Here is a 16,492-nt window from a genome sequence, read left to right as displayed (position 1 = left end):
CAGGGGGTACGGTCACGCGTACCGGCCGGGCGCGATGACGCCCGCAGGGTCGATCAGCTGCTTGAGCCGACGGGCGAATGCCCTGTTCGTGGCGTCGGGGGTGAGCTCGTCGACCCACTCCTGGTGCTCCGAGTCGAGGCGGTAGGAAACGAACCCGGCTTCGGAGAACAGCTCGTAGGCGAGGTCGAGGGCGCGGTGGGCACGCTCGGTCTGCTCGCTGGTCCGCTCGAACTTGACGGAGACCACCAGGTCGATCACATCGGCGTCGAGCGCGTTGATGGTCGACCCGGCGCGTATCCCGGTCTCCTCATGGATACGGGTGAGAAGTTGCTGGGTCCGCGCGATGGCGTCGCCAGTGAAGGGCACCAGCGGCAGGAAGAACAGCCAGCCGCCGCCCTCCGCATCCACCCGGTCGGCGCTCTGCCCGACTGCGGACTTGAGCATGTGCTCGTTGTGGGAAGGGTCACCCCGAAAGGCGTGCTCGACGGCGCGGGCGACGGCATCGTCCGCTGACGGAGCCTCCTGGTCGCTGCGGGTGACGCGGGTGAACAGGCCGCTCCTGTCCGCTTCCTGGGTGAGAGCGCCGAGCAGCGCGGCGGCAGACGTGGGCGTTCCCTCCACGCACAGGTGCGCCAGATACTCGCCGGGGCGTCCGCCGTAGGACTGCGTGGAGACCACGTCGTACACCTTCAGGACACCGGACACGAGTCCCTGCGCGACCCATCGGCGCATCTCATCGATGGCCGCGGCCAAGTACTCCTGACCGAATGCGAGCCGCAGTACGTACTGGGCTTCGGGGCGAGGCAGCAGACGCACAACGGCGGCTGTGACGACACCGAGGTTCGACTGGGTGAACAGATGCAGTGCCGAAGGGCCCAGCCCGTACCGGTTCACCGCTGTCGTACGGTGCTCCTCCGGCCACCAGCCGACGCGCACCAACTCGCCGTCGGGAAGAACGACTTCGAGACCGACGAGGTCTTCGGTGCGCTGGCGGCGGAGCCCCACGCCACGGTCGACCGTGTTTCCGAGCACACTGGTGTGCTGGGACGAGGCGGTCACGTTGAGCATGCGGGGGGTGCCGTCGAGCAGTTTCGCCAACTGCGCCTGTGTGACGCCCGGTTCGACGACTGCCCAGCCCGCGGTGAGGTCGATCCGGCGTATCTGGTCGAGACCGGCCAGGTCCAAGGTGACTGCACCGTCGGCGGCCGGCTCCCGGGAGCCGAGGCCCCAGTTGCGTCCGGTGCTCACTACGTGCAGCCCCGCCTTGGTGTCGCAGTCAGCGAACGTCCGCACGATGTCCTGCACTTCGGCGGTCGATGTTGGTCGAATCACTCCGTACACGTCCCGCGGCCGGAACATGCTGACGTTGGGCGCGGTGGGCAGGGGCAGGGGAACGTCCAGACCGTTGGTCGCGACGCGCGAGCCGTTGAGGGTGGTGACGGCGGCGTCGAGCGCGGCCCGAAGTCCTTGGTGTGAGGGGGCCGTGACGTTGGTGGTGACGGCAGACATGAGCGCACCTCGTATGGGTTGTTGTGATGTGGCAGTAGCGGTGTGTCAGTTACCTACGTGGCTGACGAGCTGGCCCTGGTGGAAGAGCAGGGGCGAGGGTGCGGAGGTGTGGACGGCAGCGTGGACGACATCGCCGAGGAAGAGAGTGTGGTCGCCGCCGGGATAGGTGGCGGCGAGGCCACAGGTGATGGTGGCGAGAGCGCCGGGCAGCACGTCGTACGAGCCGTCCGGCCCGAGGCCGTCGCGCCCGGAGGTCGGCGTCGGCCGGAGATGCCGGGCCAGAGCCCGGCCGGTGGGCTTGGCCGGGGTGGCGAACAAGCGAGCCAACTCGGCCTGTTCGGAGGAGAAGAGGTTGACGGTGTAGCACCGGTCAGCCTCAAGCACCGCGTGGACGCGTGAGGTGGTGCCGATACTGACGAGGATCTGCGGCGGCGCCAGGGAAACGGACATCAGTCCGTTGATGGTGGTGGCGATGGCCTGCTCCCCGCGTCCGGCGCTCAGGAGAGCGACTCCGGTGGGGAAGTGGCGCATGGTGGCGCGCAGTGCTTGGCCTGGATCCTGTGTCGGCGGTGCGATCGGTGTGACAGGCGTGGTGGTGCTGGTGAGTGTGGGCATGCCCGTACTCGCCCCCCGCGAGGTATTGGGTGAATGTCTTCTGATGCGTGCTTCTGCACGGTCCCGGGCCGGCTTGAGCCTCGACACCCTGATGAACGGCGCTTGAAAGCTGAACGCTGTGTTGACCATAACAGGTCTTCAGTTGTCACTTTATGTGATCAGCCCACGGATGCCGCGAGGCCGCGCGACGGGTGGCGGCGAGCTTGAGGAACGCCAACAACAAGCCATCGGCAACGTAAGTTGTCGCTATGGGATGCACCCGGTAGACGCCTTTGCCCGTGCGATTCGATGGCGAAGAGGGCCATCGCTGTTCACATCCAAACCAACAGCCGGGTCAGACGCTTGATTTCATCAAGTCTTTACGATTACCCCCGCCGGGCTGTGACAACATCCAGTCATGCACCGAAAGGTACGGACCAGCTAGGCGTCAAGAGATCATTGTCACCATGGGTAACGCACCGGGGTCTGTTATCTTCAAGCACAGCGTTCAGCTTTCTAGCGCCGTTCACGCAATCGTGCGTCGGCCCAAGCCTGGCGCGGGACGGTGCAGAACACGTCTCACATGACATTCACCGAACACCTCGCGGGGGGCGAGTACGGGCATGCCCACACTCATCAGCAAGACCACATCAGACAGACCGGTCTCAATGGCGGCAGAATCACCGCTCTTGTCACACAAAGCGCGCCTGCCATACGGCGGACGGGGGGACATTGCCTCCTCCACCACGATCGACGTCCGGCACGTCACCGACAACGACATTCCGGAGTGGACTCGCACCTGGAGCACCGGTTACCTGCGGACGCCGGGCGAAGACACGGCTGACCACATACGCGAAGCCTTGATCGGCGCGCGGGCCATCGGGGCCTTCGAAGCGGACCGTTGCGTCGGTACGTATCGCAGCACGACTCAGGAGCTCACGGTGCCGGGTGGTGCCACACTGCCAGCCTGCACCTTGTCGAAGGTGACGGTGGCGGGTACGCATCGGCGCCGCGGATTGCTCCGGCGGATGCTGGATATGGATATGCGTGAGGCTGGTGGTCGCGGGGAGGCCGTCGCGATTCTCGACGCGGCCGAGTACGCCATCTACGGACGGTTCGGTTTCGGCCCGGCGGCTTCCATGGCGTGGTTCACAATCGACGTGCACCGTGCGCATGTCGACCGCCGTCAGATGGACGACACTGTCGGGGTCGAACTGGTCACCGCGGCCGAGTACCGCAAGTTGGCCTCCGATGTATACGAAAGATTCCGCACGACACAGCCGGGGGCGCTGCGCCGTGACGATGCCTGGTGGGACCAGGCAACGGGGCTGCGGACCAGCCTGGGATCCCACTGGGTCGAGCCCTATTTCGCCGTATACACCAGCGCCTCCACGGGTGAGGTCGACGGGTTCGTCTGCTTCACGGCGGAGGAGGCATGGCAGGCGATGCAGCCTCATAGTCCTCTGCTGGTGAAGGACTTGATCGCGCTCAATCCGGCGGCTGAGCGGGCCCTGACCCGTTACGTGGTCAAAGTGGACTGGGTCAGCACCGTCCACCTGCCGTGCAGGGCTCCCGACACCCTTGCGCCACGGTGGCTCGGCGATCCGCGCGCGGCCAGGGTCACCGCACTGAGTGACTATCTCTGGCTGCGGATTCTCGATGTTCCGCGAGCACTATCGGCCCGCACCTACGCTGTCGACGGATCTCTGGTCCTGAAGATCAAGGATGCCGACGGTTACGGCGAGGGGACGTGGCTGCTCGATGGCGGCCCCCAGGGGGCGACTTGCGTTCCCACCACACGCCCTGCGGACATCGTTTTGGGTGTCGACGCCCTGGCGGCGTTGTACCTGGGGGACGACTCATTCACTCGCCTCGCCGCGCTCACGAGCATCGAGGAGGAACGGGCAGGGGCGTTGGCAGTTGCGGACGCCATGTTCCGTACGGCCCGTCGGCCTTGGTCACCGCGCGCGGCCACCCATCCAGAGGCCCGGCCCTGCTGATCTCTCGTCTTGAGCGTGCGAAGTTCTTGGGGAGGACAGGCGTCAGTCTGTTCTCCCCAAGAACTCAATAACGCTCAGCCCTTGGGAGCCTTCAACCCCAATGACCGGATGAGATCAAGCATCTCACTGCGGTAGAGCCCTTCGGGATCACGCGTCTGCTGCTTCAAATGGCCGAAGACCTCAAGGGCCACCAAGCCATACATCCGCCCCCACAGCCTCAGCGCGACAGACAGCGCACCGGGCGGCAGGTGCGGAAATTCGGCACGCGACGGCGCAACAAGCGACGCGTGGAAGTCAGGCCAGCCCACCTCCGCACTGTGCATCTCATCGGGGATGCTGTCCCAGGCTCCGGCCACCAGGCCGAGAACCGTCATACAGCTGCGTCGCTCTGCCTCAGCGATCCGACTGTTCTCGGGCCGGTCGCAGCCGGGGAGCGGATCGCCATAGATGAGCCGGAAACCGGCGGGGTTGTTGATTGCCCACCTGCGAAAAGTCTCGCCAACCACGAGGATGCGGCCTGCCGGGTCCGAGGACGGCACCTTGTCACGGGCCGCCTCCTGCGAGTCAGCAAGCTCGTTGTACGTGTCGGCAATCAACACACCAATGAGGTCATCCCGTGTGTCGAAATAGTTGTAGAGGGCGCCCGCCGTCATACCCATCTCGCGCGCGATGCCTCGTAGGGAAATCGCGGTGACGCCGCCAGTGGCGAGATGCCGGAGGGCGATCGCCTTGATGTCGCGCACGGTTTCCGCCCTCAGACGATCCCTACGGCTTAGCGGTTGTGCTGCTTCTGTCATCGTCCCTCGGCCCATCTCGACATCTTACAACGATCAGTGACTATGCCGTGCATACATTTTGAACACCGTTCAACTATAGAGGGATGGCTGCACCCGATTCGGCCCTACCCGTAGCAGCAGGGCGCAGGCGTACATTGACCGGCCCTGTCGCGTCTGCCGCGATAGGGGGCACATCCCGATGGGGCCCTCTCCGCGCTCATCAGAGGTCTCGACAGGTAGCCCCGTCGCGTCGGGGTCACCGCCGAGGTTGCGGCGCACGAAAAAGGCGAAGGCCCCCGTGCATCGGCTTCGAGCGCGACGGGGGCCTTGTTACACCTCTTGGAAAGTGCTCATTCAGCCTAACAGTGCGTAACGGGGGGGCCTCGCGCCCAGAACCGGCACCCGCCACCAGTATTCTACTATGAAAAGTGGGGTTGCCCAGGAAGAGAGTCGTCATGGCGAAGCCATTGCTTCTGGGGCGCAAGGAGATTGCGTCCATCTACAACATCGCGCCGACGGGGGTCAGTGACAACTGGGTGCCGCACGGCATCATCGCGTACGAGGATGCCGCGATTGTGTCCGGGAAGCCGTTCTGGCCGGGGGGCTTCGTGGTGTCCCTGGCGCTGCCGCCCGGCAAGCACGGTCGGCAGTTGGACGTGGGGAAGCTGGAGGCGCTGGAGGCGGAGCAGGGGGCAGGGGTTCGGCCGATGAAGAAGGGGGAGCTGCCGCCGCTCGTGGGGGCGCATGAGTACTCCACTCTGTTCGGGGTGACTCAGGCACATGTATCGATGGCCTTGAAGCGGCTTCCCGCGTGCGATTACCACCTGTCCGGGTCGCGGGTGTGGCTGTTGACGACCGTGCTGGATGCGGCCGAGGAGACGATGGCCGGTTCACGGCGCGGAGCGTGGCAGCTGAAGGAAGAGGTGGCGGAGGCGTTGCGGTCGGGGACGTACGACGGGCCGGGGTCGGCCTTCATGAAGCGCGGACTGGCGGCGAAGAAGTAGCCCCTCTCGCCGCAGCCGAGGGCCTGGAGGGGCGCACCTCCGGGGTCTCGGCCGCATTGTGGTGCAGTTGACCCCACCACCATTGATAGTAGAATTACAAACAGGAGAGAGGGGGTGCAAGAAGCACCTCTCCTCGTATCGCAAAATAGGCCCCAACGTTAAATGAGAGGGGGGACCATGGTTCCCGTACAGCTTGAGCTGTCCGTCGCTCCCCTGCGACACCCGGACTCGCAATGCGCGGGGCTGAGCATCCAGGAACGCTTCGAGGCGTTTCACCAGCTCAACCCATGGATTCTGGGGAAGCTGGAGGCGCTGACCGCCGACTGCGTGAAGAGCGGGTTGAAGCGCGTGGGCATCGGGATGCTGTTCGAGGTGCTGCGCTGGCAGTACGGGCGGGCCACTTCCGGTGACCCGTGGCGACTGAACAACGACTACCGGTCCAGGTACGTGCGTTTGCTGCTGGAACTGCATCCGGAGTGGTCTGCGCTGTTCGAGACCCGGGGCCTGCGCGCCGCCTGAAATAGGCCGCAACATATCTGTTTGTTTGACCTCTTGGAGAGAAGCATGTCTACCCCCACTGTTCCGAAGCTCCGGACCCGGCAGCCCACGGGCACGGTGCCGTGGCCGAAGGTGTTGATCGAGGGCGAGGAGAAGGCGGGCAAGTCCTTCGTCGCCGCCGAGTTCACCGGCTCGAAGCACACCGGCCAGGCGTACTGGCTGGAGCTCGGCGAGGACACCGCCGACGAGTACGCCGCCGTACCGGGTGCGGACTACCTGCTGGTCGTCCACAACGGCACCTACCGCGACATCCTCAGCCAGATCGAGGCCGTGCACGCCGAGGCGAAGCGGGCCGCTGCCGCCGGGGAACCACCGGTGGTCCTGGTCATCGACTCGGTGTCGCTGCTGTGGCGGATGCTCGTGAACTGGACCAACGGACGCGCCCGCCGCTCCAACTCGGGCCAGTACAAGCTGAACAAGGACCCCGACGCCGAGATCAAGCCGTCGATGAATCTGTGGAACGACGCCACCGAGCGGTGGAACCGGGTGATGTATCTGGTGCGCACCATGCCGGGGATCGTGGTGATGCTGGCGCGCGGCAAGGAGATATCGGCCGTCGACGGGAACGGTGACCCGATCCCGAAGACGAAGGACTGGCGGGTCGAGGGCCAGAAGTCGTTGGCGTTCGACGCGACGGCGTGGGTGCGGCTGCGGCGCAACGAGGACCCGCAGATCGTGGCCGCCCGGTCGCTGAAGTTCCGGGTGCCCCGTGAGGAGCCGATGGAGGTGCCGGACTTCACGGTGGAGCGGCTGGTGTTCGGGCTGATGGGCTGCGCCTCCCACGCGGCGCCGGAAGCGACCCCGGAGCTGACCGGGGATCTGGCGGAGGCGTGGCTGCCGAAGGTCGACGAGGCGGCGAAGTCGGGGGTGGACGGCCTCAAGAAGCTGTGGTTCGAGGTCGAGTCCGCGAAGGAGCTGACCCGGGGCGAGGTGATCGTCGTGCGGGCCGCCATCGAGAAGAAGGCCGCCGCGCTGAAGAAGCCCGAGGTGCTGACCGACCCGACGGGCGAGCCCGACGAGGACAACGAGGCGGCCCGGCTACGTGCCGCCGCGAAGGGCCTTGAGTTCGACGACGGCGCCGAGCCGCCGTTCGACGACGAGTTCGCCGCCGCCTGACCGGCCCCCTCCCTCTTTCTGCTTCTCGCCGGGGCCCGCTGCCATCGGGCCGGGCCCCGGCCTGCCCTCTTGGAGAACGCTGTGACCACCCTGACCACCACCAGAGCCCCGATTTCGATCTGGGACGCCGCCCATGCCGTTGACGCCCGCCGGCCGCGCTCGCTCCAGGCCGAACTGGGAGCGTCCGACACGATCTGCTCGCGTCGGGCCGGATACATCGTGGCCGGTGCCGAGCGCACCCATGTCGGGGACAAGAAGGCGGCCATCTTGGGGACGTACATCCACAAGGGGCTGCTGGAGGATGCACGCCGCGAGTACGGATGGCTGGTCGAGCGGTCGGTGACCGACGGGGTGGTCCGCGGGCACATCGACGTGGTGCAGCTCGATGCGGCGACCGCCGCCCGCCTCCCGAAGCGTCACCGCCCAGTGGAAGCCGCCGAGGTGGTGACGGTGGAGGACGTGAAGACGAAGTCGTCACGGGTGTGGGACCGGGTGGTGCGGTACGGGCCGACGGCGGCGGAGATGCGCCAGGTCCTGCTGTACGCGGATCTGCTGCGGACGGTGGGGTTCGCTGATGTGCCCGGCCAGCGGTACCTGCACCGGCTCGGCCCCGTCGACGTGCAGCGGATCCGCTTCCGGTTCGTATGCCGTGACACGGGCGAGGAGGAGATCCAGGAGTTCCCCTTCGACGAGTGGCTGGCGGTACAGGCCCGTTGGTGGGTGGACAGGGTGATGGAAGCCGAGTCGCCGGAGGAGCTGCGCCGGGACCATGACGGTCCGGGGCTGTCGCCGGTGTGCGACAACTGCCCCTTCCGTGACGCCTGCTGGGAGGGGTCGGCCCCGGGAGCTCCGGCGCAGACGGTCCTCGTGCACGACGACGCCGACCGGGCGAAGGCATTGGCGGACTATGTGCGCGCCCACGAGAAGTTCCGGGAGTCGAAGCGGGTCAAGGAGCTGGCGCGGGCGATGCTGGATGACTCGCCGGAGGGGAACTACGGGGCGAACCATCTGGGCTGGGGCGGGGGTAACGACAAGGAGGAAACGGACGTCCAGGCCCTCGTGGAGAAGTTCGAGGATGCCGACCTGGTGGTGCCGATGGTTCCGGACAAGGAGGCGATGGTGTCGATCCTGCGCCGGGCGGGGATCGTCGTGCCCCGGCGGAAGGTGGCGGGGCAGAAGACGGCCCGGTCCATCAAGGTCTCCCGCGCCAAGAAGCCCTGACAGCCCTTCTGCGGGCCCCGCACGTACCGTGCGGGGTCTTGCCCTTCTTGATCATCTGAACGCCCTGTACGGCCTTGGAGGCCCTTCCTGTGACGATTCTGCGCCGCCACCTCAGCACTGGGTTCACCGTGCTCCCGACGTCGACCCTGGAGGATGCGAGGTTGTCCTTCCGGGCGCGGGGCATTCTCGCGTTCCTGGTCGCGAAGCCCGATACGTGGGCAGTGCGCACGGACACGATCGCGAAAGCGGGCAAGGAGGGCCGCGACGCGGTGCGCAAGGCGGTCCAGGAGCTGAAGCAGTTCGGGTACTACCGGGTGGTGACCGAGCAGTTGGGGGACGGGACGTGGCACCGGGTGACGGAGGTGTACGACACGGCCCAGGAGTGGGCGGCCGAGGAGTACGACCGGCTGGAGGCGGGACGGCTCACGCGGAAGATGGCGCGACGGTGGGAGCGTGACGACACGGTCACGGAAACCGAAGACGGGTTTTCAGGCGTCGGTGAACCAGTCGTCGGTGAACCAGCCGTCGGCGGATCAGGCTTTATAGGTAGTAACCAGAGCCAATATCCAAAGGGAAAGACTCCCCCTACCCCCACGGCTGTCGCTGCTGGAGGCTCGGGCGAGCCTGGCCGGGAGGCTGATGCGGAGGCAGTTGGGGGGTCATCGACTGCGGGTGCCGACAGGGCGGCGGGGGTGGGTCCTGCTGCCGCTTCAGGGGGCGTTGTGGGGCCTGCTGGGTGCGTGGTGCACCCCCTGGGGGCGGGGAAGTCGTGCCGGGCGTGTGGGACGAGTCCCCGGGCGATGCGGGAGGCGGAGAAACAGGCAGAGAGGGAGCGGTTCAAGGACGCCGCCCAGGAGGCGAACGAGCGGGTTCTCGCTGAGGTGCGGGCAAGGCCGGGGGGTGACGACCTGTCGGTGCGGGCGCGGGAGCTGCTGGAGGAAATGCGCGGCGCCCGGAAGAGGGCGGGTACCGGCGGATCGGGGATTGAACACGATGGCTAAATAGGCCGCAACACATAGATATGATCATGCCGAACCGGCCCACTTGGCCCCCTAAGGGCTAGATAGTAGGATTTAACCAAGGCGGGAGGGGCCTGCCACCACACCTCTTGGAGCTCAGCATGACCACCAGCCAGCCAGCCGATCACCCTCATAACCCCGCTCAGACCTCCCGCACGAAGGAGCACGCGAGCCTCACTGAACTGCGCCTCTTCGACGCCCTGACCAGCGGAACGGGCTGCACCGTCCGCGTCATCGCGGGCCGCGTGACCGTGCTCGCCGATCACGGCCGCCACCAGATAAGGGCCCAGCGCCTGACAGATGGGCAGTGGGGTCTGATCTCCTCCACCACCGTCCCCCACGCATGGGCGGTTCCGGCGGTCACCCCGATCCTGCAGCCCGTCGAGGAGCCGATGACGAACCTCCTCCTGGAGGTGCACGCACGGCTCATCACCGCCATGGCCGACGGGAACACCCTCCTTCGCCGTGGCGACAAAATCGGCCGGAAGAGGCACGCAGAGAACGACTTCGAGGCCGTCGTCTTCGACCACAGAAGCAATCTCCAGGAACGCTAAATAGGTCCCAACATCAGAAAGGATTCATTGTGAACGCAGTGACCGCCGTGGCAGCCCTGCGGGCCGCCTACGGGCCCGACGAGGAGCAGGGCGCCGCCGTATATGGCGACGTGCTCGACGCGCTGGCCGCCGCAGATCTCCACCCGTACATCGAGACGCGCGGCGGCCTGGCCGTGTGCGCTCTCGCCGAGGACGGCACCGTGGTCGTCGTCGCCTCCAACGGGGCCCTGCCGTGGAGCCGTTCCCCGTTGCCCGGCTGGCACGTGTCCCACGTTCCGGAGGACGAGGTGCGTCCGCCGTGGCGTTGCCTCGTCCTGGACACGCTGCTCGCGGACGTGTGCTGCGAGCCGCCCGGCACGCTCGACCTGACGTTGGTCACCGAAGCCGTGCGCGCACACGTCGCCTGCTGCCCATACGCGCAGAGGGCGAGGACCTGGTGAACCTCAACGACGAAGACCAGCAGATGGCTGTGCGGGACTTCTTCACCCCGCCCCGGCTGCTGGAGTTCATCAACCTGCGAGACATGGGCGACGCCACCTTCTTCCACCCGGCCACCACGGCGGCGGTGCGACTGGAAGGCGAGCCCGACGCCGGCTGCATGGCGCGCTTCACACCGGGCCCCGACAGCTTCCACTACTCGATCGACGCGGCGGGCGGACGCCGGTACGGAAACCTGACCTGGCCGGAGGTCGACAGGCGCATCCGCGAACGCCTCACACCGGTGCGGTACGGGGCGCTGCACCAGGCGGTGACCGCGCAGGAGTCGCACGACCACGCCTACGTGGCCTGCCCGCTGCCATACCGGACACCGCAGCTGTGGGGGGACCTGTTCTACCGGCAGTGGTCTGCCCACCGGGCCACGCTCGCGCTGCGCGCCTCGGCCGCCCTGGACGCGATCCTGCCCGCCGCCGCCCACCGCCCCGTTCTCTTCTGACCCTCCCCCCTTTCCTCTTTCTGGAGTTCTGCTGTGATCGCCGCGACCAAGTCCGCCGCCTGGATGAGTGACGCCCCCTGCACGGGCGTCCGCGGGTACATCCCCGACACCTCTCTGCTGCGCCAGCCCGAGAAGCTGGGACAGGCCGCCGCACCGCTGATGCGCCGGTGCGCGGAGCTGTGCCCGGTCCTCGCCGAGTGTTACGACCGCGTCCGCCCAGCGGAGAGCCGGTTCGACGGTGTGTGCGCCGCCCGCCTGTGGGTGGACGGGCGTGTGGTGGCCACCACCGACGGGGCCCCCAGCCTGGTCAAGCTGCCGTCGCGGGCGGGGATGTGCGGCTCCAGTTCTGGAGTGGCGGGGCACGAGCGGCAGGGCGAGCCGTTGTGCGCACGCTGCCAGGAGACCGCGCAGCGAGCCGCCGTACGCAAGGCGGGGGCGGCGAGCATCCGCACTCGCAAGCAGCGCCGCAAGCCGCTGGCGGCGGCGTCATGACGGACCCGAGGACCGCGCTGATCGCGGCGCTGCACGACGAGCTGCCGGGGTTGTCGTGGGGGCACTGCGTCCATCTGGCGGACGCGGTGGCCGCACGTCTCGCCGGCGACGGGATCACGCTGGTCGCGATTGCGGAGCAGCCACCCCCATAGGGGCTCTGACCTGCACGAACGTGGTTGACACCCCCTCCCTGAGTAGTAGAATTTAAATAGAGGGAGAGAGGGGGAAACGGTCCCCCGCTCCGCAACGGAAGGACACCTCGTGGGAAGCCTCGACTTCACAGAGACCGGCTCGGGACCGGACTTGAAGACCGCTTTCAACAGCGCCGTGTCGGAAGCCGCATACGAGAACGGCCACGGCGGTTACACCGGGTCCCTCGCCGAGAAGGACGAGGTGACCCTCATCGACTCCACCGTCCGCACGCAGCCGGAAGCCGAACAGCTCGTCGCACAGCTGCTGCGCGACAACGACCCGCGCATCAGCGACAAGTGGGGGCCCGCCGGAGCCCTGGAGTACATGACCGACGGCGACGGCCGCAGCTGGCTGTTCTTCGGCTACGCCTCCTACTGACGCCACCGGGGCGCACCGGACAGCCCGTGCGCCCCGCCCCCTGTAAGGAGCACCGTGGGAACCACCAAGTTCTTCACCGTCGGAACCGGCCCCGACCTGCAATCCGCCTTCACCGACGCCCATGACCTCGCCGTGCGGCGCAGATGGCGTCGCGCCCCGGGCCGCCTCGCCACCAAGGCCGAGGCCGTCCTCATCGAACCCAAGGTCTACACGTACAAGGCCGCCTTGCGGCGTGCCGAGGAACTGCTGAACGCCTTCGACCCCCGCATCTGGGACAAGTGGGGGCCCGCCGGAGCCCTGGAGTACACGGGCGAGGACGACGAGCGCAGCTGGCTGTTCTTCGGCTACGCCCCCAACTGACCCCCGCCGAAGCCCGCACCGCAGGCCGGTACGGGCCCGGCACTCACACCTCTTGGAAATCCGGAAGGACAGGCATACCCATGCCGCACAAACGCCTGCCGCTGCTCGCAGTCGGCGACGTCATCACCGAACTCGACCTGAACTCAGCGCAGATCAGACACGCCACCACCGCCATGGAGCAGATCGTCCGCACCGCCTACCGGCGGCGCCGGGGCCGCAAACTGCGGCTGCACTACGAGGAGTTCGCCGACCAGGTACCCGAGTGCCACTGGGTGCTCCTCTTCGAGGCGTGTGCACTGATCCACCTCGGCCGACACCGTCAGGCGAGCACGCTCTTGACCGCCCAGCGGCACATCGAAGCAGCACGCCACCGCACCCCTTCCGCAACCTTCAGCAAGGACAACTGAGCATGTTCCGCAAGAAGTTCACCCTGAACGCCCGCCAGGAGCAGCACCTTGTGACCCGCCTCATCGGCCGTGCGGTTGCCGCGCAGGACGGGGACCATCTCGCCGTCATCGAGAACACGGGCCAGCTGTTCTTCCTGTGGCGGGCCACCGCGCCCGATGCCCGATCCCACGTCCTGCTGTCCTCGGCCTGGCAGGCCCGCACCGCCGGTTGGCACATGATGCGCGACCAGCGGGAACGGTTCGCCGCCGAGCTGAGCAACTACGCAGCCCAGTGGGTATACGAGAACTCCGGCACCGAGGAGGGGTTCGCCTCGACCCCCTACGCCTCCACCCTGGCCGACGCGCTGGCCCGCGACTACGACGACATCACCGTGTCGTGGGCGACCGCCATCACCCTGGCCGCCTGGGGCCTGCGCACTTCCAGGGGCTCCCTGTGAAGAGCGGCATGTCCGTGTGGCTGCGGCAGGAGAACGGCGGCCACCTGAGAGACGCGGCGGGATCTCCCATTCGCTTCGAGATCGGCGAGGTCGACACGACACCGTCCGGCACCTGGTACCTGCTGTCCACACCGCACACGACCGCACAGGACATCTTCGGCGGCTGGCACACCGGCCAGCGCCTCACCCTCACGGAAGGACCCGTTTCATGACCATCACGATCACCCACACCCGCGCGGAGGGCACCCTCGTCGAGGGCACCGACAAGGGCGACGGCACGGGCGACATCCTCAAGGACCGCTCCTACGGCCGCCGTGGCGGTTCGGGCTTCAAGTGGTCGAGGATGCTGGGCTGCTGGTACCTGCCGCACAGCCGCGACCACCGGGCCGACACCTACAGCATCAACCTGCTGTCCACCCGACTGCGGGACAAGGGCTTCGAGGTAACCGTCACCATCGACGAGGAACAGCGGCGCACCTTCGCCGAGGCGGAAGCCGATCGCGAGGAGAAGGCGGAGGCCCGCGCGGAACGCTTCGCCGACTACGCAGGCAACGCGGCCTCCCGCTCGGCGTCGCTCTCCGACAGCGCCCACCGCATGGGCGACGCGATCCCGTTCGGGCAGCCCATATTGGTCGGGCACCACTCGGAGGGGCGGGACCGCCGCTACCGGGAGCGCATGGACACCACGATGCGCAAGAGCTTCGCCGAGAGCGACCGTGCTTCCCACTGGGCCGGGCGTGAGCAGGCGGCGGCCAGCTACAAAGCGTTCCGCAACAATCCTCCCCGCACGCTGCGCCGGATCGCCAAGCTCGAAGCGCAGCTGCGGCGGGTGGAGAAGTGGCAGGCGGGCAAGTCCGCCGGCGGGTTCTACCGGGACATCGAGAACCCGGACACGGTGGCGGAGTTGGCCCGCGAGCACCTGGAGGTGACGGAGGAGATCGCGCACTGGCAGGACGTGATCAAGAAGGCGGAGGCCGAGGGGTTCAAGGTGTGGTCGAAGCCCGATTTCGCCAAGGGGGACTTCGTGCGGTGCCGGGGCCGCTGGTACGAGGTGATGCGGGTGAACGCGAAGTCCGTTTCGGTGCCGCACGTCTTCACCGGGCAGCGTCTGGTCACGGCCGCTGACATGGTTCGCGACCTCACGACGACGTTGCCGTACGACGACCTGTCGGGCAGGCGGTCGGCTGAGGAGATGGCGCAGATCCTGGCTGACGCGGCCCAGTAGGGGCAGGGTCTGCGGATTCCGGAGGGGCACCCCACCCCTCATTCATAGTAGAAACCAAATTCGGGGAGGGGGGTGCCCCTCCCTCCCCGCACCCGAGGAGAACCACCGGCATGAACAGCACCCCGATCGCGCAGCGCGCCAGCGCGCCGAGCCGCTACCTCGAAGGGCTCGCCCCGACCCCGCGCAACATCATCAGCGCCGTGCGCGCCTTCGCCCGCATCGACGAGATCGGCTGGGCGGCGCGCGGCGGGTACCCCGGCAGCGATGTCCTGTGGGAGGTCACGTGCATGGTCGACGGCTGGCAGGGGCTGCGCTTCTACTCCCACTTGCGCCGCAACAAGCCGATCAAGCGGCATCAGGGTTGCGCTGCAGCGGCTGACCACCCGCGCGCGCTCGCCGCTCTGGGCGCGTACGCCACGGGTGTGTGCACGTGCCGCGCCGCCCACCCCACCACGGTCCCGGACGTCGTGGCGGCCTTCGATGCCATCGACCGCACGTGGCGCCTCGGCACTCCGGCCGCGCTGGAACGAGCACTGGGGCGGCTCCTGGACCCGTGCCCGGCGATCGCCGTGCGAGCCCAGGCGGTCACCGACTTCGCTTCCCTCTCTCACTGACCCCGAGGACCTTCACCATGGCGCACAACAGCTCGCACGCACGGGACAGGCTGCCCCGGCTCGGGGTGTGGCGGGTCATCTTCCAGGACCCGAAGGAGGGCCGCGGTTCGTGGACATACGCGATACCGGCTCGCGCCGCCCGCACCGAAGCCCTGGCGCGTAAGGCGGCGAGAGCCCTGCACGCACAGGCGCGCGCCCGGTCAGCTGACCGGGCCCAGTGGTCGGGGCTGACGATCGGGGAGGTCGCGCTCATACCGGCCATCGCCTCGGCGGACAGGGCTGCGGCGTGGGCTGCGCTGGTCGACTGCGGGGCGCTGTGCCCGGTGACCGGGTGGCGGTCGGCCCACCAGGCACGCCAGATCCGGGACGAGGGGTGGCGCGAGGAGGTGCGCACCCCTCACGAGCGGCACCGGGAGCAGGCGACGGCCTGCGGGGTCTCACTCGCGGAGATCCTTGGGGGCCTGGCGGGCACCGATGCCGGGTGGGACGTGAAGCCGTACCGGGACACTGCCGGGCGGGTGGACTGGGATGCGGTGCGCGCCGACATCCGGCATGGCGCGATGAGCACCCTGAGACAAACTCCGTACGGGCTGCTATGGATCAACCACGGCTGAGGGTACCGAAGTTGAGGGGTTGACCCTCCCCCCGTTGGTAGTAGAATTTAAATAGAAGGTGAGGGGGTCCTCACCAAGACCACTGGAGACACACATGCTCGGCACGATCACCCCGGCCAACGACATCACCTTCGACCTCGTGGCCATCGACGTCGCGGTGAACCTCAGCGGGTTCGCCACCCACACCGTCACAATGCCAACCGCCGACGACAGCACAGTGCTGCTCGTTGCCCTCCCCAACGGGCACGTCTCCTACGTGACGCTCATGACGGGCCGCTACGCGGTGGGTGATGCCGAGGGCACCTACTACCGGTCGCACACCGCCCCCACCAACGACGCCGAAGACCTGTGGGAGCTGGTGCACGTCCTCGACCTCCTCGAAGCCCGCGCCTGACCTCCCGCGCGTGCAGGGGGCGGGGTGTTCCCACCCCCTGCACCAGACAGTTCTCCACCGCCCCCGGCCACGACGGCCGGGGGCGGCCTCGCAC

23 protein-coding genes are annotated in these 16,492 nt (G+C 67.6%); 20 read left to right on the top strand and 3 right to left on the bottom strand.

The annotated features are described in order from the left end of the window. Window positions 1-12: 12 nt before the first annotated feature. Together OG897_RS35580 and OG897_RS35575 are read right to left on the bottom strand one after the other, a co-directional pair. A complete protein-coding gene (locus OG897_RS35580) occupies window positions 13-1,509 on the bottom strand; it encodes an FAD-binding oxidoreductase (protein WP_266663569.1) in 1,497 nt (498 codons plus the stop codon). Between the two features lie 45 nt (window positions 1,510-1,554). Then, window positions 1,555-2,124 (bottom strand): flavin reductase family protein, encoded by a 570-nt coding sequence (locus tag OG897_RS35575; protein WP_266663567.1) that lies wholly within the window; start codon window positions 2,122-2,124, stop codon window positions 1,555-1,557. Between the two features lie 602 nt (window positions 2,125-2,726). Between OG897_RS35575 and OG897_RS35570 the strand changes: the two genes are divergently transcribed. Further along, window positions 2,727-4,103 carry a GNAT family N-acetyltransferase gene (locus OG897_RS35570; protein WP_266663565.1) on the top strand — a complete coding sequence of 459 codons (1,377 nt, stop codon included), beginning with the start codon at window positions 2,727-2,729 and terminating at the stop codon, window positions 4,101-4,103. Window positions 4,104-4,177: 74 nt separating this feature from the next. Here OG897_RS35570 and OG897_RS35565 read toward each other — a convergent pair whose 3' ends face one another. Then, window positions 4,178-4,846 carry a TetR/AcrR family transcriptional regulator gene (locus OG897_RS35565; protein ID WP_266663563.1) on the bottom strand — a complete coding sequence of 223 codons (669 nt, stop codon included), beginning with the start codon at window positions 4,844-4,846 and terminating at the stop codon, window positions 4,178-4,180. A gap of 488 nt (window positions 4,847-5,334) precedes the next feature. Between OG897_RS35565 and OG897_RS35560 the strand changes: the two genes are divergently transcribed. From OG897_RS35560 to OG897_RS35470, 19 genes are all read left to right on the top strand, one after another. Continuing rightward, window positions 5,335-5,883, top strand: a complete 549-nt coding sequence (locus OG897_RS35560; RefSeq protein ID WP_266663561.1) for a hypothetical protein — start codon at window positions 5,335-5,337, stop codon at window positions 5,881-5,883. Window positions 5,884-6,060: 177 nt separating this feature from the next. Next, window positions 6,061-6,402 carry a hypothetical protein gene (locus OG897_RS35555; RefSeq protein ID WP_266663559.1) on the top strand — a complete coding sequence of 114 codons (342 nt, stop codon included), beginning with the start codon at window positions 6,061-6,063 and terminating at the stop codon, window positions 6,400-6,402. A 45-nt stretch (window positions 6,403-6,447) separates the two neighbouring features. Next, on the top strand, window positions 6,448-7,557 hold the full coding sequence (locus OG897_RS35550; protein ID WP_266663557.1) for an AAA family ATPase: 1,110 nt from the start codon (window positions 6,448-6,450) through the stop codon (window positions 7,555-7,557). An 81-nt stretch (window positions 7,558-7,638) separates the two neighbouring features. Beyond that, complete coding sequence (locus tag OG897_RS35545; protein ID WP_266663555.1) at window positions 7,639-8,778, top strand: PD-(D/E)XK nuclease family protein; 1,140 nt, start codon at window positions 7,639-7,641, stop codon at window positions 8,776-8,778. Window positions 8,779-8,867: 89 nt separating this feature from the next. Then, entirely contained in the window at window positions 8,868-9,779 is a 912-nt protein-coding gene (locus OG897_RS35540; protein WP_266663554.1) for a hypothetical protein, read from the top strand. Between the two features lie 119 nt (window positions 9,780-9,898). Then, a complete protein-coding gene (locus OG897_RS35535; protein WP_266663552.1) occupies window positions 9,899-10,351 on the top strand; it encodes a hypothetical protein in 453 nt (150 codons plus the stop codon). A 29-nt stretch (window positions 10,352-10,380) separates the two neighbouring features. Beyond that, window positions 10,381-10,791: a hypothetical protein gene (locus tag OG897_RS35530; RefSeq protein ID WP_266663550.1), complete on the top strand. Its 411-nt coding sequence runs from the start codon at window positions 10,381-10,383 to the stop codon at window positions 10,789-10,791. Beyond that, window positions 10,788-11,285, top strand: a complete 498-nt coding sequence (locus tag OG897_RS35525) for a hypothetical protein (protein ID WP_266663548.1) — start codon at window positions 10,788-10,790, stop codon at window positions 11,283-11,285. The genes OG897_RS35530 and OG897_RS35525 overlap by 4 nt, the downstream gene beginning before the upstream one ends. A 33-nt stretch (window positions 11,286-11,318) precedes the next feature. Next, on the top strand, window positions 11,319-11,777 hold the full coding sequence (locus OG897_RS35520) for a hypothetical protein (RefSeq protein WP_266663546.1): 459 nt from the start codon (window positions 11,319-11,321) through the stop codon (window positions 11,775-11,777). Further along, on the top strand, window positions 11,774-11,929 hold the full coding sequence (locus OG897_RS35515; RefSeq protein ID WP_266663545.1) for a hypothetical protein: 156 nt from the start codon (window positions 11,774-11,776) through the stop codon (window positions 11,927-11,929). Before OG897_RS35520 ends, OG897_RS35515 begins: the two co-directional genes overlap by 4 nt. Before the next feature lie 109 nt (window positions 11,930-12,038). Continuing rightward, window positions 12,039-12,347: a hypothetical protein gene (locus OG897_RS35510; protein WP_266663543.1), complete on the top strand. Its 309-nt coding sequence runs from the start codon at window positions 12,039-12,041 to the stop codon at window positions 12,345-12,347. A 54-nt stretch (window positions 12,348-12,401) separates the two neighbouring features. Next, complete coding sequence (locus OG897_RS35505; protein ID WP_266663541.1) at window positions 12,402-12,707, top strand: hypothetical protein; 306 nt, start codon at window positions 12,402-12,404, stop codon at window positions 12,705-12,707. Window positions 12,708-12,787: 80 nt separating this feature from the next. Beyond that, window positions 12,788-13,114, top strand: coding sequence for a hypothetical protein (locus OG897_RS35500; RefSeq protein WP_266663539.1), 327 nt, complete (start codon window positions 12,788-12,790; stop codon window positions 13,112-13,114). A 2-nt stretch (window positions 13,115-13,116) separates the two neighbouring features. Further along, a complete protein-coding gene (locus OG897_RS35495; RefSeq protein ID WP_266663537.1) occupies window positions 13,117-13,551 on the top strand; it encodes a hypothetical protein in 435 nt (144 codons plus the stop codon). Window positions 13,552-13,559: 8 nt separating this feature from the next. Continuing rightward, on the top strand, window positions 13,560-13,763 hold the full coding sequence (locus OG897_RS35490; protein WP_266663535.1) for a hypothetical protein: 204 nt from the start codon (window positions 13,560-13,562) through the stop codon (window positions 13,761-13,763). Further along, entirely contained in the window at window positions 13,760-14,776 is a 1,017-nt protein-coding gene (locus OG897_RS35485; protein ID WP_266663534.1) for a DUF3560 domain-containing protein, read from the top strand. The genes OG897_RS35490 and OG897_RS35485 overlap by 4 nt, the downstream gene beginning before the upstream one ends. A 110-nt stretch (window positions 14,777-14,886) precedes the next feature. Continuing rightward, window positions 14,887-15,390 (top strand): hypothetical protein, encoded by a 504-nt coding sequence (locus OG897_RS35480; RefSeq protein ID WP_266663533.1) that lies wholly within the window; start codon window positions 14,887-14,889, stop codon window positions 15,388-15,390. Between the two features lie 17 nt (window positions 15,391-15,407). Beyond that, a complete protein-coding gene (locus OG897_RS35475) occupies window positions 15,408-16,004 on the top strand; it encodes a hypothetical protein (protein WP_266663531.1) in 597 nt (198 codons plus the stop codon). Window positions 16,005-16,098: 94 nt separating this feature from the next. Continuing rightward, window positions 16,099-16,398, top strand: a complete 300-nt coding sequence (locus OG897_RS35470) for a hypothetical protein (protein WP_266663530.1) — start codon at window positions 16,099-16,101, stop codon at window positions 16,396-16,398. The last annotated feature ends 94 nt before the right edge of the window (window positions 16,399-16,492 follow it).

The sequence above is a fragment of the Streptomyces sp. NBC_00237 genome (genome assembly GCF_026342435.1).
Lineage (GTDB): Bacteria > Actinomycetota > Actinomycetes > Streptomycetales > Streptomycetaceae > Streptomyces.
This window is presented reverse-complemented; position numbering and strand designations above follow the sequence as displayed.

Bases quoted from the DNA above. Each gene is read 5' to 3' on its own strand.
- OG897_RS35570 (WP_266663565.1), top strand. From the start codon at position 2,727: ATGCCCACACTCATCAGCAAGACCACATCAGACAGACCGGTCTCAATG.
- OG897_RS35475 (WP_266663531.1), top strand. From the start codon at position 15,408: ATGGCGCACAACAGCTCGCACGCACGGGACAGGCTGCCCCGGCTCGGG.
- OG897_RS35495 (WP_266663537.1), top strand. From the start codon at position 13,117: ATGTTCCGCAAGAAGTTCACCCTGAACGCCCGCCAGGAGCAGCACCTT.
- OG897_RS35560 (WP_266663561.1), top strand. From the start codon at position 5,335: ATGGCGAAGCCATTGCTTCTGGGGCGCAAGGAGATTGCGTCCATCTAC.
- OG897_RS35555 (WP_266663559.1), top strand. From the start codon at position 6,061: ATGGTTCCCGTACAGCTTGAGCTGTCCGTCGCTCCCCTGCGACACCCG.
- OG897_RS35480 (WP_266663533.1), top strand. From the start codon at position 14,887: ATGAACAGCACCCCGATCGCGCAGCGCGCCAGCGCGCCGAGCCGCTAC.
- OG897_RS35470 (WP_266663530.1), top strand. From the start codon at position 16,099: ATGCTCGGCACGATCACCCCGGCCAACGACATCACCTTCGACCTCGTG.
- OG897_RS35500 (WP_266663539.1), top strand. From the start codon at position 12,788: ATGCCGCACAAACGCCTGCCGCTGCTCGCAGTCGGCGACGTCATCACC.
- OG897_RS35490 (WP_266663535.1), top strand. From the start codon at position 13,560: ATGTCCGTGTGGCTGCGGCAGGAGAACGGCGGCCACCTGAGAGACGCG.
- OG897_RS35535 (WP_266663552.1), top strand. From the start codon at position 9,899: ATGACCACCAGCCAGCCAGCCGATCACCCTCATAACCCCGCTCAGACC.
- OG897_RS35575 (WP_266663567.1), bottom strand. From the start codon at position 2,124: ATGCCCACACTCACCAGCACCACCACGCCTGTCACACCGATCGCACCG.
- OG897_RS35515 (WP_266663545.1), top strand. From the start codon at position 11,774: ATGACGGACCCGAGGACCGCGCTGATCGCGGCGCTGCACGACGAGCTG.
- OG897_RS35485 (WP_266663534.1), top strand. From the start codon at position 13,760: ATGACCATCACGATCACCCACACCCGCGCGGAGGGCACCCTCGTCGAG.
- OG897_RS35580 (WP_266663569.1), bottom strand. From the start codon at position 1,509: ATGTCTGCCGTCACCACCAACGTCACGGCCCCCTCACACCAAGGACTT.
- OG897_RS35550 (WP_266663557.1), top strand. From the start codon at position 6,448: ATGTCTACCCCCACTGTTCCGAAGCTCCGGACCCGGCAGCCCACGGGC.